The organism is Rhizobium sp. P32RR-XVIII (genome assembly GCF_012641395.1).
Taxonomy (GTDB): Bacteria; Pseudomonadota; Alphaproteobacteria; order Rhizobiales; family Rhizobiaceae; genus Rhizobium.
In genome coordinates, this window is sequence record NZ_JABAIH010000002.1 from 346,238 (window position 1) to 369,449 (window position 23,212).

General features: G+C 60.6%; 25 protein-coding genes and 1 pseudogene. 9 read left to right on the forward strand and 17 right to left on the reverse strand.

The features are described from left to right. Positions 1-41: 41 nt before the first annotated feature. Together HGP14_RS06705 and HGP14_RS06710 are read left to right on the forward strand one after the other, a co-directional pair. Complete coding sequence (locus tag HGP14_RS06705; protein ID WP_168829083.1) at positions 42-1,535, forward strand: leucyl aminopeptidase; 1,494 nt, start codon at positions 42-44, stop codon at positions 1,533-1,535. A gap of 8 nt (positions 1,536-1,543) precedes the next feature. Further along, positions 1,544-1,993, forward strand: coding sequence for a DNA polymerase III subunit chi (locus HGP14_RS06710; protein WP_168829084.1), 450 nt, complete (start codon positions 1,544-1,546; stop codon positions 1,991-1,993). Between the two features lie 42 nt (positions 1,994-2,035). Here the strand turns inward: HGP14_RS06710 and HGP14_RS06715 are convergent, their stop codons facing one another. The 4 genes from HGP14_RS06715 to HGP14_RS06730 form a co-directional block, all read right to left on the reverse strand. Then, positions 2,036-2,254, reverse strand: a complete 219-nt coding sequence (locus tag HGP14_RS06715) for a hypothetical protein (protein WP_168829085.1) — start codon at positions 2,252-2,254, stop codon at positions 2,036-2,038. 43 nt (positions 2,255-2,297) lie between these two features. Then, positions 2,298-3,224: a Gfo/Idh/MocA family protein gene (locus HGP14_RS06720; protein ID WP_168829086.1), complete on the reverse strand. Its 927-nt coding sequence runs from the start codon at positions 3,222-3,224 to the stop codon at positions 2,298-2,300. Positions 3,225-3,375: 151 nt separating this feature from the next. Beyond that, positions 3,376-5,259, reverse strand: a complete 1,884-nt coding sequence (locus HGP14_RS06725) for an ABC-F family ATP-binding cassette domain-containing protein (RefSeq protein WP_168829087.1) — start codon at positions 5,257-5,259, stop codon at positions 3,376-3,378. Positions 5,260-5,312: 53 nt separating this feature from the next. Next, positions 5,313-6,356, reverse strand: coding sequence for a diguanylate cyclase (locus HGP14_RS06730; protein WP_168829088.1), 1,044 nt, complete (start codon positions 6,354-6,356; stop codon positions 5,313-5,315). Positions 6,357-6,571: 215 nt separating this feature from the next. Here HGP14_RS06730 and HGP14_RS36625 point away from each other — a divergent pair. Both HGP14_RS36625 and ndk read left to right on the forward strand, forming a co-directional pair. Beyond that, positions 6,572-6,706, forward strand: a pseudogene (locus HGP14_RS36625) (glutathione S-transferase family protein); the annotation flags it as partial. 84 nt (positions 6,707-6,790) lie between these two features. Beyond that, entirely contained in the window at positions 6,791-7,213 is a 423-nt protein-coding gene (ndk, locus tag HGP14_RS06740; protein WP_168829089.1) for a nucleoside-diphosphate kinase, read from the forward strand. Between the two features lie 236 nt (positions 7,214-7,449). Here the strand turns inward: ndk and HGP14_RS06745 are convergent, their stop codons facing one another. Both HGP14_RS06745 and HGP14_RS06750 read right to left on the reverse strand, forming a co-directional pair. After that, a complete protein-coding gene (locus HGP14_RS06745; RefSeq protein ID WP_168829090.1) occupies positions 7,450-7,959 on the reverse strand; it encodes a hypothetical protein in 510 nt (169 codons plus the stop codon). Further along, positions 7,956-8,504 (reverse strand): CGNR zinc finger domain-containing protein, encoded by a 549-nt coding sequence (locus HGP14_RS06750; RefSeq protein WP_168829091.1) that lies wholly within the window; start codon positions 8,502-8,504, stop codon positions 7,956-7,958. The genes HGP14_RS06745 and HGP14_RS06750 overlap by 4 nt, the downstream gene beginning before the upstream one ends. 67 nt (positions 8,505-8,571) lie before the next feature. Here HGP14_RS06750 and HGP14_RS06755 point away from each other — a divergent pair, with 67 nt between their 5' ends. Beyond that, positions 8,572-9,468, forward strand: coding sequence for a branched-chain amino acid ABC transporter permease (locus HGP14_RS06755; RefSeq protein ID WP_168829092.1), 897 nt, complete (start codon positions 8,572-8,574; stop codon positions 9,466-9,468). 4 nt (positions 9,469-9,472) lie between these two features. On the opposite strand, the gene HGP14_RS06760 is transcribed toward HGP14_RS06755, so the two are convergent. From HGP14_RS06760 to HGP14_RS06780, 5 genes are all read right to left on the reverse strand, one after another. Continuing rightward, a complete protein-coding gene (locus HGP14_RS06760) occupies positions 9,473-9,934 on the reverse strand; it encodes a molybdenum cofactor biosynthesis protein MoaE (RefSeq protein ID WP_168829093.1) in 462 nt (153 codons plus the stop codon). A 255-nt stretch (positions 9,935-10,189) separates the two neighbouring features. Next, a complete protein-coding gene (moaD, locus tag HGP14_RS06765) occupies positions 10,190-10,444 on the reverse strand; it encodes a molybdopterin converting factor subunit 1 (RefSeq protein WP_168829094.1) in 255 nt (84 codons plus the stop codon). Next, the gene (gene pgsA, locus HGP14_RS06770; RefSeq protein ID WP_168829095.1) at positions 10,444-11,031 is read right to left on the reverse strand and encodes a CDP-diacylglycerol--glycerol-3-phosphate 3-phosphatidyltransferase; all 588 of its coding nucleotides are present in this window, start codon (positions 11,029-11,031) and stop codon (positions 10,444-10,446) included. Before pgsA ends, moaD begins: the two co-directional genes overlap by 1 nt. Positions 11,032-11,141: 110 nt before the next feature. Then, complete coding sequence (gene uvrC / locus HGP14_RS06775) at positions 11,142-13,181, reverse strand: excinuclease ABC subunit UvrC (protein ID WP_168829096.1); 2,040 nt, start codon at positions 13,179-13,181, stop codon at positions 11,142-11,144. Further along, on the reverse strand, positions 13,178-13,945 hold the full coding sequence (locus tag HGP14_RS06780; RefSeq protein WP_168829097.1) for an SDR family oxidoreductase: 768 nt from the start codon (positions 13,943-13,945) through the stop codon (positions 13,178-13,180). Before HGP14_RS06780 ends, uvrC begins: the two co-directional genes overlap by 4 nt. A 368-nt stretch (positions 13,946-14,313) precedes the next feature. Between HGP14_RS06780 and HGP14_RS06785 the strand changes: the two genes are divergently transcribed. Beyond that, positions 14,314-14,949 (forward strand): outer membrane protein, encoded by a 636-nt coding sequence (locus HGP14_RS06785; protein WP_168829098.1) that lies wholly within the window; start codon positions 14,314-14,316, stop codon positions 14,947-14,949. A 52-nt stretch (positions 14,950-15,001) separates the two neighbouring features. Here HGP14_RS06785 and HGP14_RS06790 read toward each other — a convergent pair whose 3' ends face one another. Together HGP14_RS06790 and HGP14_RS06795 are read right to left on the reverse strand one after the other, a co-directional pair. Continuing rightward, a complete protein-coding gene (locus tag HGP14_RS06790; protein WP_168829099.1) occupies positions 15,002-15,598 on the reverse strand; it encodes a glutathione S-transferase in 597 nt (198 codons plus the stop codon). A 58-nt stretch (positions 15,599-15,656) separates the two neighbouring features. After that, entirely contained in the window at positions 15,657-16,526 is an 870-nt protein-coding gene (locus tag HGP14_RS06795) for a 23S rRNA (adenine(2030)-N(6))-methyltransferase RlmJ (RefSeq protein WP_168829100.1), read from the reverse strand. Between the two features lie 82 nt (positions 16,527-16,608). On the opposite strand from HGP14_RS06795, the gene HGP14_RS06800 reads away from it, so the two are divergent. Continuing rightward, positions 16,609-18,732, forward strand: coding sequence for a molybdopterin-dependent oxidoreductase (locus tag HGP14_RS06800; protein ID WP_409527063.1), 2,124 nt, complete (start codon positions 16,609-16,611; stop codon positions 18,730-18,732). After that, positions 18,729-19,322: an NUDIX domain-containing protein gene (locus tag HGP14_RS06805; protein WP_168829102.1), complete on the forward strand. Its 594-nt coding sequence runs from the start codon at positions 18,729-18,731 to the stop codon at positions 19,320-19,322. Before HGP14_RS06800 ends, HGP14_RS06805 begins: the two co-directional genes overlap by 4 nt. Here the strand turns inward: HGP14_RS06805 and HGP14_RS06810 are convergent. Further along, entirely contained in the window at positions 19,319-19,723 is a 405-nt protein-coding gene (locus HGP14_RS06810; protein ID WP_168829103.1) for a type II toxin-antitoxin system VapC family toxin, read from the reverse strand. The genes HGP14_RS06805 and HGP14_RS06810 overlap by 4 nt on opposite strands. Beyond that, positions 19,723-19,962, reverse strand: a complete 240-nt coding sequence (locus HGP14_RS06815) for a type II toxin-antitoxin system Phd/YefM family antitoxin (RefSeq protein ID WP_168829104.1) — start codon at positions 19,960-19,962, stop codon at positions 19,723-19,725. Before HGP14_RS06815 ends, HGP14_RS06810 begins: the two co-directional genes overlap by 1 nt. Positions 19,963-20,134: 172 nt before the next feature. Here HGP14_RS06815 and HGP14_RS06820 point away from each other — a divergent pair, with 172 nt between their 5' ends. Continuing rightward, complete coding sequence (locus HGP14_RS06820; protein ID WP_168829105.1) at positions 20,135-21,298, forward strand: alpha-D-ribose 1-methylphosphonate 5-triphosphate diphosphatase; 1,164 nt, start codon at positions 20,135-20,137, stop codon at positions 21,296-21,298. Positions 21,299-21,303: 5 nt separating this feature from the next. Here the strand turns inward: HGP14_RS06820 and purN are convergent, their stop codons facing one another. Both purN and purM read right to left on the reverse strand, forming a co-directional pair. Then, positions 21,304-21,966 carry a phosphoribosylglycinamide formyltransferase gene (gene purN / locus HGP14_RS06825; protein ID WP_168829106.1) on the reverse strand — a complete coding sequence of 221 codons (663 nt, stop codon included), beginning with the start codon at positions 21,964-21,966 and terminating at the stop codon, positions 21,304-21,306. Next, positions 21,963-23,036: a phosphoribosylformylglycinamidine cyclo-ligase gene (purM, locus tag HGP14_RS06830; protein ID WP_168829107.1), complete on the reverse strand. Its 1,074-nt coding sequence runs from the start codon at positions 23,034-23,036 to the stop codon at positions 21,963-21,965. Before purM ends, purN begins: the two co-directional genes overlap by 4 nt. Between the last annotated feature and the right edge of the window lie 176 nt (positions 23,037-23,212).

Sequence of the window (23,212 nt, forward strand, 5' to 3'; positions counted from 1 at the left end):
TCGCGCCGGATAGGATTCTGCAGAATCCGAATGGAGAAAACATGTCAGCCAAATTCGATATTTCATTTTCAAAGTCGGCGCAGATCCGCGGCGGATTGACAATTCTTTTGAAAGCCAGCGAGTCCGATTTGGCGGCGGGAGCTGAAATTGCCGACCCGGCGGGCATCATTGCCAAGGCTGCGAAAATTGCGAAATTCACCGCCAAATCGATGAGCGCGCTTGATCTTGTCGCCCCTGAAGGCTCTCACGCCGATCGCATCGTCGTCGTCGGTCTCGGCAAGGCCGCAGAGCTTGCGGCTCATGACTGGCTGAAGGCAGGCGGCACGGCTGCCTCGAAGGTCAAGGGTGTTGATAAGGCAACCATCTTCGTTGATGCCCCAGGCGTTACCGTCGACGGAAAGACTGCTGCGGATTTCGCGCTCGGAATGCTGCTGCGGGCCTACAATTTTGACAATTACAAGACGAAGAAGGGCGATGACGACGACGCGGCAAACGGCAAGACAGTCAAGGTAACCATTGTTACCAATGACGCGGGCGGTGCGAAGAAGGCCTTTGCAGATTCCGAGGTTGTCGCCGATGGTGTCAACCTGGCCCGCGATCTCGTCAATGAGCCGCCGAATGTCCTCGGTCCGGTCGAGTTCGCCGCAAAGGCAAAGGAATTGGAAAAGCTCGGCGTCGAGGTCGAAATCCTGACCGAGCGCGAGATGAAGCGTCTCGGCATGGGTGCGTTGCTCGGCGTCGCCCAGGGTTCCGCCCGCCCGCCGCGCCTTGCCGTCATGCAGTGGAAGGGCGGTAAGGCCAAGGACAAGCCGGTCGCCTTTATCGGCAAGGGGGTCGTCTTTGATACCGGCGGCATCTCCATCAAGCCGGCTGCAGGCATGGAAGACATGAAGGGCGATATGGGTGGTGCTGCCGCCGTCACAGGCCTCATGCATGTGCTTGCCGCGCGCAAGGCTGCTGTCAACGCCGTCGGCATCATCGGTCTCGTCGAAAACATGCCGGATGGCAATGCTCAGCGCCCGGGGGATATCGTCACCTCGATGTCGGGCCAGACGATCGAGGTCATCAATACCGACGCCGAGGGCCGTCTCGTGCTGTGCGACGCGCTTTGGTATTGCAACGACCGCTTCAAGCCGAAGTTCATGATCAATCTTGCGACGCTGACGGGTGCGATCATGGTAGCGCTCGGCAATGTCCATGCCGGTCTGTTCTCGAACGACGATGAGCTGGCCGGGCAGCTGACGGCGGCCGGCACCTCCACAAGTGAGAGGGTCTGGCGCATGCCGCTCGGCAAGGAATACGATAAGATGATCGACAGCAAATTCGCCGACATGAAAAACACTGGCGGCCGTTACGCGGGTTCGATCACGGCTGCGCACTTCCTCAAGCGCTTCGTGCAGGAGACGCCCTGGGCACATCTCGATATCGCCGGTACCGCAATCGGGTCGCCGCAGGATGAGATCAACCAGTCCTGGGCCTCCGGCTTCGGCGTTCGCCTGCTGGACCGCTTGGTACGCGACAAGTACGAAGCCTGATCGCCGAGATGACGGAAGTCCTGTTCTATCACCTGACCGAATCCAAGCTGGAGGACGCGCTGCCCCCGCTCGTCGACAAGAGCGTCGAGCGGGGTTGGCGTGTTGCGATCCAGGTGCAGGAAGCGGCTCGAAGGGATGCGCTTGACGCGCATCTCTGGACTTTCCGTGAAGACAGCTTTCTGCCGCACGGCACGGACGAGGCAGAACTTGCCGAAGACCAGCCGGTGCTGCTCACGGCATCCGCCGGAAATGCCAATGCCGCGACTGTGCGTTTTATTGTTGACGGCGCTGAGCCGCCGCCGGTCGACGCCTATGACCGCATCGTCTTCATGTTCGATGGATACGACCAGGAACAGCTCGAAGGCGCCCGCTCCCAGTGGAAGAAGCTGAAAGGCGAGGGGCACAGTCTCACCTATTGGCAGCAGACCCCGGAGGGACGCTGGGAGAAGAAGGCCTGAGCCTGCGGGCCGATCTTTGTTGCCTGACCGTCCGCTCAAATGTCAGTCGGCGCGCTTGAACGTCCACTTCACAACATAATCCCCATTGCGTTTGAGCTTGGCTTTGGTCTTCACCTTGACCCGACCGCCCAGCGCGCCCTCGGCCGTCTCAAATGCCTGACGGGCTTCGGCTATCGCTGCGTGGTAGGCGCTGTTGTCGCGCTTCGGGCTCTCGGCGACTTCCTTGAGGAGGGCGGTCATCTCCGGTTTGTTCTCGGCCATGTCCACCCTCCTGACTCATCATTTGATCGCCGCTTTTTTAGGCTCAGTCGTGGAAGGCTTCGACAAACTTCCGCTTGCCGAGCATGAAGGCGTCGGCGACATGGCGGAGCGGCGCGAGATCGACGTCGGATTTTCCCGCCTTGACGATTTCCGCAAAGCGCCGGTAGAGCTGCGGATATTCCTCTTCCGGCGCGGAGAATTTCAGCTCGCCATTGACGGAAAGCTTCGAGCCGCCTTCCGCAAGCTCCATTGTTCCGGCTGCCGTCTCAGCAATGATATCCCAGCTCTGCTTGCCGGTCTGGCGCCAGTCGAATTCGGCGCGAACAGGGACATCATCTGAATTCTTGAAGTGCAGATCGGCGGCAATCGGCGCGTCCCGGTTTTCCGGGAATTCCAGCGTCGCGCCTGTCAGGAAGATCGCCTTGGGCAGGATATGGGTGACGATCGACAGCGCATTGATGCCGGGATCGAAAACGCCGAGGCCGCCTGCCTGCCAGATCCAATCCTGGTTCGGATGCCAGTGGCGCACGTCTTCCTTCCAGATGACGTGAACACTTTTGATCGTCGTCGACGCCAGGAAGGCTTTTGCAGCCTCGACAGCGGCGGCGTAGCGCGAGTGCCAGCTTGCAAAAAGCGAAAGACCCTTTTTGGCTGCCAGCGCTTCGAGGTCGGCGACCTCGCTCAATGTGGCCCCCGGCGGCTTTTCGAGGAAGACATGCTTGCCGGCGGAAAGCGCCTTATGGGCAGCCTCGTAGCGATACTGCGGCGGCATGCACAGCGATACGGCGTCGATCGCCGGCACGGCGTCCAGCATGGCCTCGATGCTGGTAAAGCTTGGGATACCTTCGACCGTGCCATGGCGGCTCGCCGTCGCGATGAGCTTGAAGTCCGGGTTCTTGGCGATCGAGGGAAGGTGCTGGTCGCGGACGATCTTGCCGACGCCGACGATGGCGAGATTGATGGGTGACATGGGATAAAGCTCGCGTTCGGTGTTTCGCTCAAAAGTATGATTTATTGCGCGGTGTTTTATCAGAATGTTACCGCCGGGCAAGCGGCGTTGTCACGTCTTGAACGACGTTGCTTCGACCAGTTGGGATATTTCCTGTACGCAAGCGGACTCGCTAGCCCGCCATGGCGTCCTCGTATTCGGTCGAAAGCTCGAGCCACTGTTCCTCGGCCGTAGTGAGCTTCGCTGCCACCTCGGCGCGCTGCCTGGCCTTCTCCGTCGCCTTCGCCGGCGTCTTTTCGTAAAGGGCCGGATCGGCAAGCTCCGCATCGAGGGCTTGAATCTGTTTCTCGAGCTTTGCCGTCAAGGATTCGATTTCGTTGATCTTTTTCTTGAGGGGCGCAAGCGAGGCACGCTTGCCGGCATTCGCCTTGCGCTGATCGGCCTTGGAGGAAGCTTCTTCACCCGGCTCGGGCTTTTCGTCCTTCTTCTTGCCGGAGGAAACGACGATGTTGCGATAGTCCTCCAGGTCGCCTTCGAAATTCGAAACCGTGCCGTTGTTGACCAGCCAGAGGCGATCGACCGTCGCCTCGATGAGATGGCGGTCGTGCGAGATGAGAATGACGGCGCCCTCGTAGTCGTTGAGGGCCTCGATCAGCGCCCGGCGGCTGTCGATGTCGAGGTGGTTGGTGGGCTCGTCAAGGATCAGAAGGTTCGGCGCGTGGAAGGCAGCAAGCCCCATCAACAGACGCGCCTTCTCGCCACCGGAAAGATCCTTGGCAGCGGTCGACATCTTTTCCGTCGCGAGCCCCATCTGCGCGACGCGGGCACGCACCTTTGCTTCGGGTTCGGTCGGCGTCAGCCGGCGCACATGCTCGACCGGTGTCTCGGTCGGGACGAGGTCGTCGAGCTGGTGCTGGGCGAAAAAGCCGATCTTCAGGTTCGGTGCGAGTTTGATTTCGCCCCTTTCGGCCGAGAGCCGGCCGGCGATGAACTTCGCGAAGGTTGATTTGCCGTTGCCGTTGGAGCCGAGCAGCGCGATGCGATCGTCGTTGTCGATCCGAAGACTGATGCTCTTGAGGATCGGCTTGCCCGGCTCATAGCCGACCGCGCCGCCCTGGATCGCCACGATCGGCGAGGCGGGCTGTTTTTCCGGCTCGGGGAAGGTGATCGGCTGCACGTGATCTTCGATCACCGCAGCGACGGTGCCCATGCGCTCGAGCGCCTTGACGCGGCTCTGCGCCTGGCGTGCCTTGGACGCCTTGGCCTTAAAACGGTCGATGAAGCTCTGCAGGTGTTTGCGCGCCGCATCGTTCTTCGCCTTCGCCTTCATCTGCAGCTCGTCGGCCTCCGCCTTCTGGCGCTCGAACTGGTCGTAGCCGCCGCGATAGAAGGTCAGTTTCTTCTGGTCGAGATGGATGATCGAATTGACGGCGTTGTTCAGAAGGTCGCGGTCGTGGCTGATGACGATGACCGTATGCGGGTAGCGCCGCACATAGTCTTCCAGCCAGAGCGTGCCTTCGAGGTCGAGATAGTTCGTCGGCTCGTCGAGGAGCAGCAGGTCCGGCTCGGCAAACAGCACCGATGCCAGAGCCACGCGCATGCGCCAGCCGCCGGAAAAGGAGGACGCCGGACGCTGCTGGGCGTCCCGGTCGAAACCGAGACCCGCGAGAATGCTCGCGGCTCGCGCCTCGGCCGAATGCGCGTCGATATCGACCAAGCGCATCTGGATTTCGGCGATGCGGTGAGGATCGGTCGCCGTGTGGGATTCGGCAAGCAGCGCGGCGCGCTCCCTATCGGCGGAGAGCACGATTTCGATCAGCGAATCCTCCGTGCCCGGAGCTTCCTGCGCCACCTGGCCGATGCGGGCATTCTTCGGAATGGAAACCGAACCGGACTCTGCACCGAGATCGCCGGTGATGATCCTGAAGAGCGTGGATTTGCCCGCGCCGTTGCGCCCGACAAGGCCGGCCTTCGTTCCCGCCGGGAGCGTTACGCTGGCATTATCGAGGAGAAGGCGCCCGGCTATGCGCGCAGAGATATCGGTAATCGTGATCATGCGCGGCGTTTTGGCCGAAACGCGCGATCAAGGCAAGAGCGCTCGGACGATGGCTAGCGCCCGAAAGCCTGCACCGGCTGGCGGCGATTGGATTGGGCGGCAAGAAGAGCGACGCGGGCATTGGCCTGAAGCTGCGCTGGCGTCGCCGCATCGGAACTCAGCGCGATGCCAAGCGAAATGGTAAGCTTGCCCGGCCCGCCTTCGGGAGTCGCGAAGACCATGTTGTCTTCCACCGAATTGCGCAGTCGCTCGGCAATCGCCACAGCATCGCGCATGCCGACGTTGGCAAAGAGGAAGCCGAACTCGTCGCCTTCGATGCGCGAGACGAGATCGTTCTTCTTGATGGACTTGCGGAAGAGGCCGCCGAGCTTCTTGATCAGCTTGTTCCCGGCCGGCAGGCCGTATTTCTGGTTCACCTGCTTGAAATCGTCGATATCGACCATGATCAAGGCACTGCCCGCCGCACCTTCTTCGCGCTCGTAAAGGTCGTTGATTGCCTTGGTCAGCGCGATGCGGTTTGGCAGGCCGGTTAGCGCATCGGTCACCGATGCCGATTGCGCGGCGGCCATTCCGCGCTCCAGCGTCTCGATCCGCTCGGCAGCGGCTTTCAGCTTTGCTTCGAGTTCGGTTTCGGAGGAAAGGACGCTCTTAAGCGACGCCGCGAGATATTCCATCTCGCTTATAAGAGATCCAATACCCCGGTCGCCACTGCCGGAAATCGACTGCAGCAGGGCTTCAGCGGCGCGTGAAAAAGAGCGTTTCTGCTGGAGGCTTTCGGAAAGATGTTCTGCGGCTTCGAGCAGCAGCTTGCCCGCTTCGCTGCCGACGGCTTCTGCGGCAATCCCGCAATGGCTGACGAGACGATGTTGCAGGCCGAGCGCATCGAGCTTCGCCTGCTGCGGATGGGAGCCGAGCGCGGCAATGTCGCTGGCGAGCGCTGCATTGTGACCGGCGACCGCTTCATAGAAAAGTTCGTAATTTCGCGGCAGGCTCGCGATGTTAAGCCGCGCCATATGCTGCGCGATTTTTTGCGCCTCAGTGGCAGGAGCGGGGCGCGCGCCCTCGTTCTGCACTGCGTTTCTGGTTGCATTCTGCATAACCGTCCCTCGCTGCGTCAGCCCTGTCCGGCCGCGGCTGTCGTAGCGTTATGCATTCAAAGATTTTAAAATAACTTGAATTTTCAGCGGTATTGATTGGATTTATTATGAAGTGCTGAAGTGCAGTTAATACAACCTTGAAGCGGCCATGCTCTAAACGATGACGGCCATGGGTATTCCTGATTTTGATCGTCCGCGACAATCTGTTGTGAAATGCGATCCAAACTCTTCGCGAAAGGCAGGTCACAACCCGGCTGTCGATGCTATCAGCCGATGACCCGATTATGCGCTGGTTCGAGCGCGGTCTTGACCTGCATGAGGGCAGGGGACGCACTGTGACAGCGGCGTGAAATTGGCGCTTGCCCCTTGTTTTCGGGGCTGGGGGCGGGTAAAGACCGCCCACTTTTCTCCGAGAAACAGAGGATTTGACCCCAATGGCGATTGAACGCACCTTTTCGATGATCAAGCCGGATGCAACGAAGCGCAACCTGACGGGTGCCATCACCAAGATGCTGGAAGATGCCGGCCTGAGCGTCATCGCCTCCAAGCGCGTCTGGATGAGCAAGCGCGAAGCTGAAGGCTTCTACGCCGTTCACAAGGAGCGCCCGTTCTTCGGCGAACTCGTTGAGACCATGACCTCCGGCCCGACGGTCGTTCAGGTTCTCGAAGGCGAGAACGCCATCCTCAAGAACCGCGAAATCATGGGCGCAACGAACCCGGCAAACGCCGACGAAGGCACGATCCGCAAGGTCCACGCTCTTTCGATCGGCGAAAACTCCGTTCACGGCTCCGACGCTCCGGAAACGGCTGTCCAGGAAATCAAGTACTGGTTCTCCGACACGGAAATCGTCGGCTGAATCGGAATTTCAGCCGAGGGGCTGAAATCGCTGAAATGACTCTGAAAGCCGGGGCTTCGCTCCGGCTTTTTGTATGCTCGGGCGGCCCCCTCATCCGCCTGCCGGCACCTTCTCCCCGGCGGGGAGAAGGGATTTTGCGGCAACTCCTCTGTCCCCTTCTCCCCCTGGGGAGAAGGTGGCCCGAAGGGTCGGATGAGGGGGTTACGCGACGCGTCAGCGAAACCATACCGTTCAAACTACGCAGGGCACTTGTCCGTATTGCTGAAGTCGGCCGTTCCATCCGGCTTAAAGACATCCGGGTTTTGCGTATAGAGCGGTCCGACGACCAGCGGCTTGCTCGGCAAGATCGATTGATCGACATCCGAAACCAGTTGCGTCTTCAATTCCTGCAGTGTCTGGCCCCCTGCATCCACCAGCCGGATTTGCACGGAATAGGGGCGGTCCTTGCGGACGCAGTGGATGTTCGGGCTCTGGAGCGTGATCTTGTCCCATGCCGGAAAGATCTTCTCCCTGATCACGATCGGATCGCCGCCCGCCGGGTTCTCGAATTCGGCAACCGCGACGGCGCCCTCGGGGATCGGCGAGGTTTTGCGCAATGTGACAAGATAAGTCGCGCTTGCGACGCGATAGTTGAACACGAAGATATGGCCGCTCACCTCGACCATCTTTTCCATTTCGCGCGTGCAGGCGGCAAGCAGCGCCATGCCCGCTATCAGAGCCGCGATCGTCTTCGCTTTCGCCTTCATATGGCGTCCTCCTCCTTCTTCTTTCGGTAGTGCCTGTTGGCCTTGGCGCGGTTGCCGCAGACCGCCATATCGCACCAGGCGCGGCTTTTGTTCTTGCTGCGATCGATGAACAGCCAGCCGCAATTGCGGCATATCTTCATGCGCTCCGGATCGGGCATCGCTATCAGCCGAAGGACCGACTGCGCAGTGGCGGCATCGAGCCCGTTAGGCCGTGCATTTCGCAGCGTCTCGGCAAGTTTCTCAAGCAGCTCTGCAAGAAGGCCATCGTCGTTGCCGTTCACCACGCGCTGCCGGAAATAGCGGTCCGTCGCTTCGCGCAGGGCAATGAAACCGGGCCTGTTCTCCGGCGCTACCGGCAGCACCTCGCCGAAGAGGTCGCGTTCGGCGCAGAATTCTGCAGCCGCTTCCGGAAAACGCTCCAGTTGTTCATCCGCTGCAAAGCGGTCGATGCTGCGCCCCTCATCATGCCGCAGAATGACGCTGTTGGCCACGTCCAGCGCTAATGCGCCGCCGGAAAAACGATGTGCAGTCCAGGTAAAGCTCATGGAGAAAATATAACTGGTAAAACGATTTTTGCTAGTTATTATTTTGCAAGCGATCCGGAGTTCGTTGATGGGCTATCTCCTGCAGCAATTGGCAAACGCGGTGCCGTTGGCAGCGCTTTATGCCGCGCTTGCTTTCGGCTATGCGCTTGCCTTTGGCGTTACCAAGCGCGCCGACATTACCTATGGTGCGGTCTTTGCCTTTGCGGGACAGATCCTGCTGCTCTTTACCGATTTCGCCTATAACCGCCTCTGGCTCGTCCTGCCCGCGTCGCTTGCGATCGGCGCCCTCATGTCGTTCGTCTATTCGCTGGTTGCCGGTCTGTGGATCGGCCGCTCGGTGATACAGCCGCTGGTGAGCCGCTCGCCGAACGCGGTTATCGTCGCGGCCCTTGGCGTGACGATCCTTCTCATGGAGACGGCGCGCCTGGCGTCGGACACGCGCGAACTCTGGCTGTCGCCGTTTCTCAACGGCACCGTGGTTTTCTGGAGCGACGCGTCGTTCAAGGTGACGCTGACCTATATCCAGCTCATCAACACGGGCTTGATGTGCGCATTGATCGCCATCGGCACTCTTGTCCTGCGGCGCAGCGCCTGGGGGCGTATCTGGCGCGCGGTGACGGACGATCCGCTGGCCGCCGAACTCTGCGGCATCAGCGCAAGCCGCGTCTTTCTGGTTGCGTACGTCGCCGCCGTCTTCTTCGCCACATGCTGTGGCATCCTGACGACCTTCTACTACGGTTCGATGAATTTTGGCGCAGGCCTGCTGTTCGGCCTCAAGATCCTGCTGATCGCCGCAGCCGGCGGCTATTCGGATCCGCTGAAATCCGCAGGCGGCGCGGCGGGTATCGGTCTTGCCGAAACCCTGTGGACGGCTTATGGCCCCTACCTCTGGCGGGATTTCGTCATCTTCTCGCTGCTCGTCTTCCTGCTGGTGCTGAGCAGGCGGGAGCGCGCGATTCCTTAATTAGTCATTTCCACTTGTCGCGCGCGGTATCGTCCGCATCCTTGGCGGCGACCCAATCGCCTGCCGCGCCGTCCGTGCCATGCTCTTTTTTCCAGAAAGGCGCAGAGGTCTTCAGGTAGTCCATGACGAAGTTGGCGCCATCGAATGCCGCCTGCCTGTGCGGCGCGGCGGCAATCACCAGAACGATATTCTCTCTGGGCGCGATTTTTCCGAAGCGGTGGATCGCGGTGAGGCCAAGCAGCTTGAAACGCTCGATCGCCAAGTTGGCGATACGGCTCATCTCCGCCTCGGCCATGCCCGGATAATGCTCGAGTTCGAGTGCAGCGAGCTTGCCGCCTTCGTCGCGGCAAAGGCCCGAAAAGGTCACGACCGCGCCGATGCCGGACCTGCCCTTGGTGAGCCGGTCGATCTCCGTCTGCAGGTCGAAGTCTTCGCGTTGGACGCGGATGGTGGGAGTGATGGTCATGGCACCCGCCATTGCGCTGATGTCCTTGCGAAGGATGGCGATAGGATGTTCCGTGTCCGCCCCCCTCTGGCCTGCCGGCCATCTCCCCCACAGGTGGGGAGATCACAAGCGGCACTGCTTTCCCGCCTCTCCATCGTTTGTTCTGGCTGAGGTGCTGATTGTTTGGGGAGACCGGTGCGACCAGCCAATCTCCCCACCTGTGGGGGAGATGCCCGGCAGGGCAGAGGGGGGCTGACTGGCGCTACGTTCATTGTCTCACCCCCCCGTCATCGGCGGAAAGATGCCGATCTCCCGGGCGTCACCGATCGGTTCGTCATGGTCGACATGTTCCTGATCGAGCGCAACGCGAATGACGTTCTCATGCTGAAGCGCTGTCTCATATTCCTCGCCCAGCGTCTTCAAATGATTAAGAAGATCGGCAACGGTGATGACGGAAGAGGGAAGCGCGATGTCTTCCTCGCTCTTGCCGATCCGTTCCCGCACCCAGGCGAAATAGACGAGATGCGTCATTATTCATTATCCACGATGTGCTTGAGACCGGCGCGGAAATAGTCATAGCCGGTGTAGATCGTCAGTAGGGCGGCGATCCACAAAAGGCCAATGCCGGTCTGGGTGGTAAAGGGGAATATCTCGTCGCCCGCAGGCCCTGCGAGCAGAAACGCGATCGCCACCAACTGTACCGTCGTCTTCCATTTGGCGATCCGCGTGACGGGTACGCTGACCTTGAGCGCGGCGAGATATTCGCGCAGGCCCGAAACGAGGATTTCGCGGCAGAGGATGGTGATTGCCGCCCAGATCGACCAGCCGGCGATCGTCTGATCCGCGGCAACCAACAGCAGGATGGAGGCGACCAGAAGCTTGTCCGCGATCGGGTCCAGCATGCGGCCGATATTCGAGGTCTGGTTCCAGATGCGCGCCAGATAGCCGTCCAGGAAATCAGTGAGTGAGGCGATGATGAAGATCCAAAGCGCAACCCATCGCGCCGTGTTGCTGATCGCGAGTCGTCCCTCGATAAAGAAGCAGAGGACGATCAATGGCACCGCGAGAATGCGGCCATAGGTGAGCAAATTGGGGATGCTATATGCGCGCGAAGCCATGAAACCGTTCTCTGAATTTATACGCCCGTAGATGAGGGTGCGGAGGGCAGATCGTCAACATTCTTTCTGCTTTTCCGCCGCATTTGCGTGGAATTTGCGACCGCAGCCGCCTATTTCGCGGCATCGTCGTGAAAATGGTTATAGACCTGCTTTGCGACCGTTTCGGAAATACCGTCGACCGTCATAAGATCGGAAAGTGCGGCGCGCGAGACGGCCTTCGCGGTGCCGAAGTGCTGAAGCAGCGCCCGCTTGCGCGACGGTCCGATGCCGCCGATCTCGTCAAGCGGGTTCTTGATCATTTCCTTTTTGCGGCGCGCGCGATGCGAGCCGATTGCAAAGCGGTGAGCTTCGTCTCGCATGCGCTGGATGAAATAAAGCACGGGATCGCGCGGCGGCAGCGTGAAGCTTTCGCCTCCCGGCGGAAAGAACCGCTCACGCCCCGCCTCGCGGTCGACGCCCTTGGCGACGCCGATGGCCGTCACGCTATCGGTTATGCCGAGCTCATCGAGGATTGCGCGCACCGCCGTCATCTGCCCTTGCCCGCCGTCGATGAGGATGACGTCCGGCCAGGCAGGGAAGGGCATGTCCGCAGTCTCCGTGCCCGAGACGACTTGCGTCCGGTCGGGAATGCCTTCTTCCTTGATCAGCCGTGAAAAGCGCCGCGTCATCACCTCGCGCATCATGCCGAAATCGTCTCCCGGCGTGATGTCGGTCGATTTGATATTGAACTTGCGATACTGGTTCTTCACGAAGCCTTCCGGCCCTGCGACGACCATGCCGCCAACTGCATTCGTGCCCATGATGTGCGAGTTGTCGTAGATCTCGATCCGCTGCGGCACATAGGCAAGGTTGAAGGTGGCTTTGAGGCCGCCGAGCAGCCGGGATTGCGAAGCGGTCTCCGCCAGTTTGCGGCCATGCGCCTCGCGGGCGTTGGCGACAACGTGGTCGACGAGATCGCGTTTTTCGCCTCGCCGGGGCACAAGGATCGAGACTTTATGCCCCGCCTTTTCGCCAAGCGCTGCCGCCAGCAATTCCATTTCCTCGACCGTTTCCGAGAGCATGATCTGCTTCGGCACCGGTTTGTCGTCATAGAACTGGGCAAGGAAGGCACTCAGAACCTCGGCGCTTGAAAGCTGCGGATCGGCCTTCGGGAAATAGGCACGGTTGCCCCAGTTCTGCCCTGTGCGGAAGAAGAACACCTGGATGCAGGAAACCCCGCCTTCGTGATGGATGGCGAAGACGTCCGCCTCCTCGACGCCTGCGGGATTGATGCCTTGATGGCTCTGGACATGCGACAGTGCCGCAAGGCGGTCGCGATAGATCGCGGCGCGCTCGAAATCGAGGTCCTCGGCGGCGGCGTTCATGGCCTTCGCCATTTGCGCCTTCACCTTCTGGCTCTTGCCGGAAAGGAAGTCTTTCGCCTCCTGTACCAGCTCCGCATATCCCTCGTCGCTGACCTCATGGGTGCAGGGGCCCGAACAACGCTTGATCTGGTAGAGCAGGCAGGGGCGCGTGCGCGTCTCGAAGACGCTGTCCGTGCAGGTGCGGATGAGGAAGGCGCGCTGCAGCGAGTTGATCGTGCGGCCCACTGCGCCGGCGGAGGCGAAGGGACCGAAATAGTCGCCCTTGCGGGCACGGGCGCCGCGGTGCTTGAAGATCGCCGGGGCGCGATGATCGCCCGTAATGAGGATATAAGGAAACGACTTGTCGTCGCGTAAAAGCACGTTAAAGCGCGGCCGCAAACGCTTGATAAGATTCGCTTCCAGAAGCAGCGCTTCCGTCTCCGTGCGCGTCGTCACGAATTCCATATTTGCCGTCAGCCGCACCATCTGCGCCAGCCGATTGGAATGGACGCGGCCCATCGCATAGTTGCCGACGCGCTTCTTGAGGCTGCGGGCTTTGCCGACATAAAGCACATCGCCGTCGGCATTGAACATGCGGTAGACGCCAGGGCTGTTCGGCAACCGCTTGACGAACTCGCCGATCAGTTCCGCACCGCGCAGCCCGCTTTCGTTGCCGCCGCCTTCGTTCCAGTCGATCGCAGACGGAAGCGGCGAGGCGGAAGCATCGCTTTCCACCTCGATATCGTCTTCGCTGTCTTCCGTTTCGTCATAAAGAATACCGCCGTCGGGCAGCTTCCGTCCGTTCATTCCGTAATCTCCGCCACATCAGGCGTCTGCCAGGCAAGGTGCTGGCCGCCGTCGAGGGCAATCATCTGACCGGTGATCGAGGGCGTATCGTAGAGGAAGCGAATCGTCCTGCCGAATTCCTCGAGCTTCGGCCCTCGCTTTAGGATAAGCGCTGAAACCTGCGCTTGGAAGTCTTCTTGCGACTGCCGCTCGCTCGGTATCGAGGGACCGGGACCAACGGCGTTGACGCGGATGCGCGGCGCGAGCGCCTGCGCCAAGGTCTGCGTCGCCGTCCACAAGGCCGATTTTGATAGCGTGTAGGAATAAAAGCTGGGCCGCAGCGCCCAGACGCGCTGGTCGATGATATTGACGATCAGTCCGTCCGTCTCTTCGGGCAGTTGCGCCGCAAAGCCTGCCGCGAGAATCGAGGGGGCGCGAACATGCAGCGCGAAGTGCTCTTCCCAGATTGCCGCGTCGAAACTGCGCGCAGAATCGTCGTGGAAGACAGAGGCGTTGTTGACCAGCAAATCGAGCGGCCCGAGCTCGGCGTTCACCCGCTTAATCAACTGCGCGGTGTCATCCACGTCGCACAAATCGGCGCGGATCGAAATCGCCCGATGGCCCTTCTGCCGCAATTCTGCCGCAACTGCCTCGGCCTCGCCGATGGAGCCATTGGCATGAATCGCAAGCGCAAAACCGCTTTCCGCCAAATCCTCGACAATCGCCCGGCCTATTCTTCTGGCCGCCCCTGTTACGAGTGCCGCCTTAAGTCTTTTCTCTTTCAAAAGCGTGCCTTTTGGTCCTGCAAATCTCAGTGCGCTCTATATAGTCGCCGAGACAAATTATATAAATAGGCATGATTGCCGCCTTTGTTTCTTCAGCTTATTCTATGTATTATTTAAGAAAAGAAGTTGCTAATATGAGTATTCATTAGCGAGCTGCACGATTATGGTTAATAAATAGTCTGTTGCGACATAGCAACATCGAATTTCAGCCACGTGTCCGCCACAATCATTTCACAGTTTGGCTCTTTCAAATCCGCAATTGAGCTCCACCTTCGAGGCTGATCCGAGAGGGACATCTAGTAATTTCTCGCGAATGCTTCGATGTAGGACAGTTCACGAAGAGCGCGGGAGCGAAAGGAGAATTAAGTATGCGTACATTTGTTGCTAGCCTGATGGCGTCCGTCTTCGTGATCGCCGGCGTTTCCGCCGCCAATGCTGCAGACGCGGTCGAACAGATCCCGGAAGCTCCGGTTGCTCAGAATGAGCCGGTCACGCCCGCCGGCAATTGGGAAGGCTTCTATCTCGGCGGCGCGGGCACTTACAATGTCGGCCACTTCGCGCACAACAGTGACGGTTATGCGCTCGGCGGCCAGCTTTACACCGGCTACAACTGGCAGAGCGGCCAGATCGTCTATGGTGTCGAAGCTGATCTGGGTTATTCGGGTCTCGACAGCACCTCGGGCGGCGTCACCAACAAGAATCGTTTCAACGGCTCCGTTCGCGGCCGCGTCGGCTACGACCTCAATCCGTTCCTGCTCTATGCAACGGCTGGTGTCGCTGCGGCGAACAACAAGGTCAGCGGCTTCGGGGATTCCGACAGCAAGACGGCCTACGGCTACACGGTCGGCGCAGGTGCCGAAGCAATGGTGACGAACAACATTACCGCACGCGTCGAATATCGCTTCAGCGATTACCAGGACAAGGACTTCGATCTCGGTCCGACGAGCGTTTCTCGCGGCTATGACGAACACAGCGTCAAGGTTGGTATCGGCGTCAAGTTCTAAGTCCGCCGAAAACACTTTGAAAAAGCCGGGTCTCATGCCCGGCTTTTGTATTTTAGCCCTGCGGCTTGATTTCCCCGTAGGCAGGGAACTTCTTTTCGAACTTGCTTGCCCAGTCGATTAACTCGGGGTGCTCGGCTTCCCATTGCCCTTTGAAGCGCAGGCCCAGATAGCCGATCGTTGCGGCAAGGGCGAAGTGGCCGCCGTTCGGCTTCTTGCCGATTTTCGGCGGGTGCGCGCTGATGTGGTGCAAACCGCTGACGACCTTTTTCCACTGGCGATCGATCCAGGGCTGGTGGACTTTCTCCTCGTCGCGGAAGCGCCGCTCGTAGACGATCGCCAGCAGGCTGTCGCAGATCCCATCGCAGAGTGACTCCAGAATCTCGGCCTGGGTTCGCTTGCCGTTGTTGGAAGGATAGAGCTTCCCCTTCTTGAGCCGGTCGAAATAATGCATGATCGCCACGCTGTCGAAGACCGAGAGCCCGTCGTCCGTCAGAAGCGTGGGGATTTTGCCGAGCGGGTTGTTGTCGACGAGAATCGCCGGGCCGGCATTGGTGTCCACCCTGATCTCGGTGACGTCCAATTCCAGATAGCGCGCGGCCATACGCACCTTGCTGGAAAAAGGCGACGCTGGGGAGCAAAGAAGTTTCATATTTTCACCTTAAGGAATGCAGTTGCGGCGCGGACTATTTCGCACGCGCGGCAAGCGGTCAATCAGCCTTTGTCGCCTTCGCTTCGCCGCGCAGCCAGAAGGCGCGTTGGGAGGCGAAGCGATCCTGCGCCAGATGGTCCTTGAGCGCCGGCAGCAGCGCGTGCAACTCGTCCTTCAGCGTGAACGGCGGATTGACGATGATGAGGCCGGACCCGGTGAGGCCGGTAATCTCGCGGTCGCTGCGCACGCTGAGTTCGGCGCACAGCATCTTCGGAATGTCAGTCGCCTGCAGCGATTCGTGAAACTCTTTGATGGGCACGGCCTTCTTCAGCGGGTACCACAGGCAATAGGTGCCGCCCGGAAAGCGGCGATAGGCTTTCACCAGGCCCTCGACCAGCCGGGCATATTCGCCGTCTTCCTCGAAGGGCGGGTCGACGAGGACGAGGCCGCGCTTTTCCTTCGGCGGCAGATGCGCGCCGAGCGCCAGCCAGCCGTCGAGTTCGGTGATGCGGGCGTGGTGATCGCCTTCGAACAGCCGGTGAAGGCGGGCGTAGTCTTCCGGATGCAATTCCATCGCCGAAAGCCGGTCCTGCGGGCGGAAGAGCATGCGCGAAAGCTTCGGCGAACCGGGATAGAAGCGGATTTCGCCATCCGGATTGAGTTCGCGGATTACCGTAAGATACGGCTCCAGCAAACCGGCGACCTGAGGCGCAAGTTCAGCTTCCATGATCTTGCCGATGCCGTCGCGCCATTCACCGGTTTTCTGCGCCTCTTCGGAGGAGAGATCGTAGAGCCCGATGCCTGCATGCGTATCGAGCACACGGAAAGCCGCATCTTTTTTCTGCAGATAGCGGATAAGGCGCGCCAGAACGGCGTGTTTCAGCACATCGGCAAAGTTGCCCGCATGATAGATGTGGCGGTAATTCATGGTCGTTGATGCCTGTATGAATTCGCCTGATCGGCGCTTTTTCCGGCTTTTGGCCGGTTGCCGCTTGGCATATAGAAATCACATGAACATTGCGACCCCCACTCACGCCAAATCAAGAATCGGCCACAGCGCCTGTCCGCACGACTGTCCCTCCACCTGCGCGCTGGAGGTGGACATCACGGAAGACGGCCGCATCGGCCGGGTGCGCGGCGCGAACGATCACAGCTATACGTCGGGCGTCATCTGCGCCAAGGTCGCGCGCTATGCCGAGCGTCTCTATCATCCGGACCGGCTGATGCATCCTCTGCGCCGTATCGGGGTGAAAGGCGAGGGGCGCTGGCAGCAGGTTTCGTGGGATGAGGCTCTGGACGAGATCGCCGAGGCCTTCGTGAAGGCGGAAGTGAAGGACGGCAGCGAGGCTATCTGGCCTTACTACTATGCGGGCACGATGGGCTTGGTGCAGCGTGACAGCATCGATCGCCTGCGCCATGCCAAGCGCTATTCCGGCTTCTTCGATTCCATCTGCACCAACCCGGCCTGGACCGGCTTCACCATGGCGACGGGCGCGCTCCGCGGCCCCGATCCGCGCGAAATGGGCCGCACCGACTGCGTCGTCATCTGGGGCACCAATGCGGTCTCGACCCAGGTGAACGTGATGACGCATGCAATCAAGTCCCGCAAGGAACGGGGCGCCAAGATCGTTGTCATCGACATCTACGACAATCCGACGATGAAGCAGGCCGACATGGCGCTGACAGTCAGGCCCGGCACCGATGCCGCGCTCGCCTGCGCCGTCATGCACGTCGCCTTCCGCGACGGCTATGCCGACCGGGCCTATATGGCGAAATATGCCGACGACCCGGCAGGCCTCGAAGAACACCTCAAGACGAAGACGCCGGAATGGGCTGCCGCGATCACAGGCCTTTCGGTCGATGAGATCGAGGCTTTCGCAAGGCTCGTCGGCACGACGAAGAAAACCTATTTCCGCCTCGGCTACGGTTTCACCCGTCAGCGCAACGGCGCGGTCGCCATGCATGCCGCGGCTTCGATCGCCACTGTGCTCGGCTCGTGGCAATACGAGGGCGGCGGCGCCTTCCATTCGAACAGCGGCATCTTCCGCATGAACAATGCGGAGCTGACTGGCAGGTCGATGAAGGATCCCGATATCCGGATGCTCGACCAGTCGCAGATCGGCCGCGCGCTGACCGGCGATCCCGTGGCGTTGCGCCATCGCGGGCCCGTCACCGCCATGCTGATCCAGAACACCAATCCGGTAAACATCGCGCCCGAGCAGCGGCGGGTGAAGCGGGGCTTCGCCCGCAACGATCTCTTCATTGCCGTGCACGAGCAGTTCATGACCGAGACGGCCGAAATGGCCGATATCGTCATTCCCGCGACGATGTTCGTCGAACATGACGACATCTACCGCGCCGGCGGGCAGAACCATATCCTGCTCGGGCCGAAGCTGGTCGAACCGCCGCCGACCGTGCGCACGAATCTTTTCGTCATCGAAGAACTGGCGAAGCGCCTCGGCGTCGCGGATCGGCCCGGCTTCGGCTTTACCGCACGGGAAATGGTCGACCGCATTCTAGAGACGAGCGGCCTGCCGGGTTACGACCACTTCCTCGAGCATAAATGGTTCGACCGCCAGCCTGCCTTCGAAGAGGCCCATTACCTCAATGGTTTTGCGCATCCGGACGGCAAGTTCCGCTTCCGGCCGGACTGGATGAACCAGCCGGCTCCCAACCGCCCGCCGAAATCGGTAGGCCTGCTCGGCCCGCATTCCGAGCTGCCAACCTTTCCGAACCAGGTCGACGTCATTGAAGTGGCCGATGCCGACCACCCCTTCCGGCTGGCAACCTCGCCGGCGCGCAACTTCCTGAATTCGAGCTTCGCCGAGACGAAGACCTCGCGGCAGAAGGAGGGGCGCCCCGAGTTGATGATAAACCCGGAGGACGCCGAGGCAAACGGCGTATCTCACGGCGATCTCGTCCAGGTCGGAAACCAGCGCGGCGAAGTGCGCCTGCATGCCCGCGTTACCACAGAGGTCAAGCCCGGAGTGCTGATCGCCGAAGGCTTGTGGCCGAACAAGGCGCATGTCGATGGCGAAGGCATCAACGTGCTGACCGGCGCCGATCCCGTTGCGCCCTATGGCGGTGCGGCGGTCCACGACAATAAGGTCTGGCTGCGCAAGGACGCCGCATGATGAAGTTCGCCAAGGCAAAGGCCGAGATCGCCGCGGAAACGACGCTCTCGGAAGGCTGGACACGCCTCAGCACCTATGAGCTGGACTACACGGATTCCGAAGGCGAGACCCATCGCCTCCACCGCGAAGTCTATCACCGCACGCCTGCCGCCACGATCCTGCTCTACGATCCGAAGCGCTCGACCGTCGTCCTCGTCAAACAGTTTCGTCTGGCGCCCCACCTTCACGGTGAGCCAGCCTTCATAATCGAGACACCGGCCGGGCTCCTGGACGGCGAGGAGCCGGAAGCCGCGATCCGCCGCGAAGCCGTGGAAGAAACGGGTTTCCGCATCCGGGACGTCGATTTTCTCTTCAAGGCCTACAGCTCGCCCGGTTCGAACACCGAAGTCGTGCATTTCTTCGCCGCACAGATCGATACCGCCGATCGCGTTTCCCATGGCGGCGGCCTGGACCACGAGCACGAGGATATCGAAGTGCTGGAAATCCCGCTGGACACGGCGATCGCCATGATCGAAACCGGCGAAATCTGCGACATGAAAACGATCATCCTGCTGCAATGGGCGGCGATGAACAGGGACAAGCTCACCTAGCCCGCGGCAAGCGCAACTTTCTCTGCGCGCGCCGCCTCGATCAGCCGCGCATCAAGGGTCGCCAGTGGTGCGCCTTCGGAAATGGCAAGGGCAAGATAGGCTGCATCGTACGCCGATAGCCGATGGGCGCGTGAAAGCCGGATGATCGTAACGTGATCGCTGCCGGGAATTGTTACTATGGGCAGGCTGTCGAGCCGCATGAGACAGGCGAGTATGTCTTCGCCGCTGATGCGCTTCCGGCGTTCTGCCGAAATCAGGATGTTGCGGATTTCATGCCAGAAAAGGTCCGGAACGAGTGCGTCCTCGGTCTCAAGAAGTGACAGGGCTTTCTCGGCATCGCCGTTTGTTTCATCTGGCAAAAGCCAGGCGGCGGCGACGGATGCATCGATGACGAAGGCCATCAGCGCTGGCCTTCGCGCCGCCATTCCTGGATTTCAGCGGCTGTCGCGCCGGCTCTTGCTTCGCGCTCTGCCCGCAGCGACCGGATGGCTTCCATGCGAAGCCGGCGATCGTCGAATTTGACCATTCGCGCAACTGGCTGGCTGCCGCGTGAGATGACGATTTCCTCGCCCGCTTCCACCTTGGTCAGCAGGTCCGACAGATGAGTTTTCGCCTCTCCAACTTTCACTTTGATCGTCATGCCCAAACTCCATAGCCAGCCCATAAGTTATGTCTCCATCAGAAGTTGGTCAACCACTTGGTCAAGTGATGGTGGACTCCGAAAAAAGCTCATTTCCATTCATCTCGTTGTCACGAAGCAAGCCTATGCGCTGCTGCTTGGCCGATCATCGCATGCCGTCAGGAGAAAAGTCATGTGGCTCAGCAATTTCACGCTCGTTCTGCCCGAAGAAGTTGTGAGCCAGGGCTCGGTGCGCATTGAGGACGGCGCGATTGCCGAGATACGGAACGAGCCAGTCGCCAACGCCGCGATCGATGGCGGGGGCCGGTTGCTGATGCCGGGTTTCGTGGATCTACATGGCGACATGATCGAGCGTGAAATCGCGCCGCGGCCGAACGCCATTATGCCGATCGACTTCGGTATTCACGAGCTGGACAAGAAGCTCGCGGCGGCAGGCGTGACAACGGCTTATGCGGCGATTTCCTTCGCGACCGAAAGTGTTTACTGCCACGTCCGATCGCTGGAAACGACGAACGCCGTCATCGAAGGGATCAATCGCCTCAAGCACAATCTGCTGGTCGACCACCGCGTCCATGCCCGCTACGAAATCACCAATGTGGGGGCCGCGCCCGCCCTCGAAAAACTCCTCGAAGCCGGCCAGATCGATATGGTTTCGCTGACGGACCATACGCCGGGGCAGGGGCAGTACAACAACATTCAGAGCTACATATTGAGCATCGCCGAGCGCCGTGCGATCTCCGAGGAGATCGCGGCGGAAATGGTCGCCAAGCGCATCGCCTTGCGCAACAATCCCGAGATCGAAGCAAAGCTGAAGGAAATCGTCGCGCTGTCGCTGAAGCAGAAGCTTTCGCTTGCGTCGCATGACGATGACAGCGTCGAAAAGGTCGCGGAGATGCATGATCTCGGCGTGACGATCAGCGAGTTTCCGGTCACGCTGCCGGCGGCCGAGGAGGCCCGGCGTCGCGGGCTCTGGACGCTCATGGGCGCGCCGAATGCGCTTCGCGGCCAGTCCATGTCCGGCAATCTGAGCGCGCTCGATGCCGCCAAGTCCGGCCTTTTGACGGTGATCGCGGCGGATTATCACCCGGCAGCGTTCGTCCCCGGCATCTTCAAGATCGCGGAATACACCGCAATACCGGTCGCAGTCGCGATGGCGACACGGAATGCCGCCCGCTCCGCAGGTCTGACGGATCGCGGCGAGGTCGCCATCGGCCAGCGTGCCGATCTGGTCGTGGTCGAGCCGGGCAATGTGCATCGCATCCGCGCGACCTTCCGCGGCGGGCGCTTCGTCTATAGCGACGGCACGTTGCATCAGCTTCAGGCGCTCGCCGCCTGAAGCGATCAGGCGATCAGGGAAATGATGTGATTGGAGCTACCCAGCGTGGCTGCATCCGCGCCGACAGCCTTATTTCCTTCCATCCGCACCTTGCCCTCGGCAAAAAGCCGCAGCGCCCGGGGATAAAGCTGGTGCTCCACGGTGAGCACGCGGGCAGCAAGTGTATCGGCCGTATCACCGGAGAAGACCGGCACGGCCGCCTGGCCGATCACCGGGCCTTCATCCATGCCCTCGGTCACGAAATGCACGGTGCAGCCCGAGATCCGCATGCCGGCGTCGATGGCGCGCTGATGCGTGTGCAGCCCGGGAAAGAGCGGCAGGAGGGAAGGGTGAATGTTGATCATCCGGCCCTCATAACGCCGAATGAATGTCGCGCTCAGAAGCCGCATATAGCCGGCAAGGCACAGGATGTCCGGCGAGAGCCGGTCCAGCGCTTCGAGGATCGCCGCCTCGTGCGCTTCCTTGCTTGCATAGTCCTTGCGGATGAAGGCGAAGGCAGGAATGCCTTCAGCAGCAGCTTTCGCAAGACCGCCGGCATTTGCGTTGTCGGAAATCACCCCGACGATCTCCGCCGGAAAGTCTTCGGCTTTCGCCGCCTCAACGAGCGCCATCATGTTGGAGCCGCCGCCGGAAATGAAGACGACGACGCGTTTGCGCGGCATGGTCATATGGCAAGCGTGCCCTTGTAAACCGTCCCGGCGGCGCCTTCCGCGCGGGCGATCATGCGGCCGAGGGTGACAACCTTTTCGCCTTCGGCTTCCAGAACGGTGGTTACCGCTGCCACGTTTTCAGGCGAGACGACGGCGATCATGCCGACGCCGCAGTTGAAGGTCCGCAGCATTTCCTTGGCTTCGACGCCGCCCGTCTTGGCGAGCCAGGAGAAGACTGGCGGCACCTTGACGGCGGCAAGATCGATCTCGGCGGCGAGATGTTTGGGCAGCACGCGCGGAATGTTCTCGGGAAAACCGCCACCGGTGATGTGCGCCAGTGCCTTGATGGCTTTGGTTTCGCGGATGGCCTTGAGCAGCGGCTTCACATAGATGCGGGTCGGCGTGAGCAATGCCTCACCGAGCACCTTGCCTTCGGCAAAAGGCGCCGGCGCGTCCCAGCTCAAGCCGGAAAGCTCGACGATCTTGCGCACCAGCGAGAAGCCGTTGGAGTGAACGCCGGAGGAGGCGAGGCCGAGGATGATGTCACTTTCAGCAATGTCGCCGGAAGGCAGAAGCTGGCCCCGCTCGGCGGCACCGACGGCAAAGCCTGCAAGATCGTAATCGCCGGAGGAGTACATGCCCGGCATTTCCGCTGTTTCGCCGCCGATCAATGCACATCCCGCCTCGCGGCAGCCAGCGGCGATACCGCCGACGATCGCCGCGCCCTGGTCCGGATCGAGCTTGCCGGTCGCGAAATAGTCGAGGAAGAAAAGCGGTTCCGCACCCTGTACGACGAGATCGTTGACGCACATCGCCACCAGGTCGATGCCGACCGTCTCATGATAATCGGCGTCGATCGCGATCTTCAGCTTGGTGCCGACACCGTCATTGGCGGCGACAAGAACCGGATCGGTGAAGCCCGCGGCCTTGAGGTCGAACAGGCCGCCGAAGCCGCCGATTTCGCCATCGGCGCCAGGGCGGCGCGTGGAACGCACGGCAGGCTTGATTTTTTCTACCAGAAGATTGCCGGCATCGATATCGACGCCTGCGTCGCTATAGGTCAGGCCGTTTTTTCCAGACTGGCTCATGCTAATCTCCGATGGCTGTCTTCGGGCGGTTTTTTAACCGATCTTCACAATGCCGGTCGCAATTGCATGAGAGTGCGCTTTATGCAAGGCGCCGCATAGAGAAAAGCCCTAATTTCCTGCTCTTTCCATAGGGGATGACGGGATTTTTCGCAGCAGGGTTGACCATGTTCCAGCCT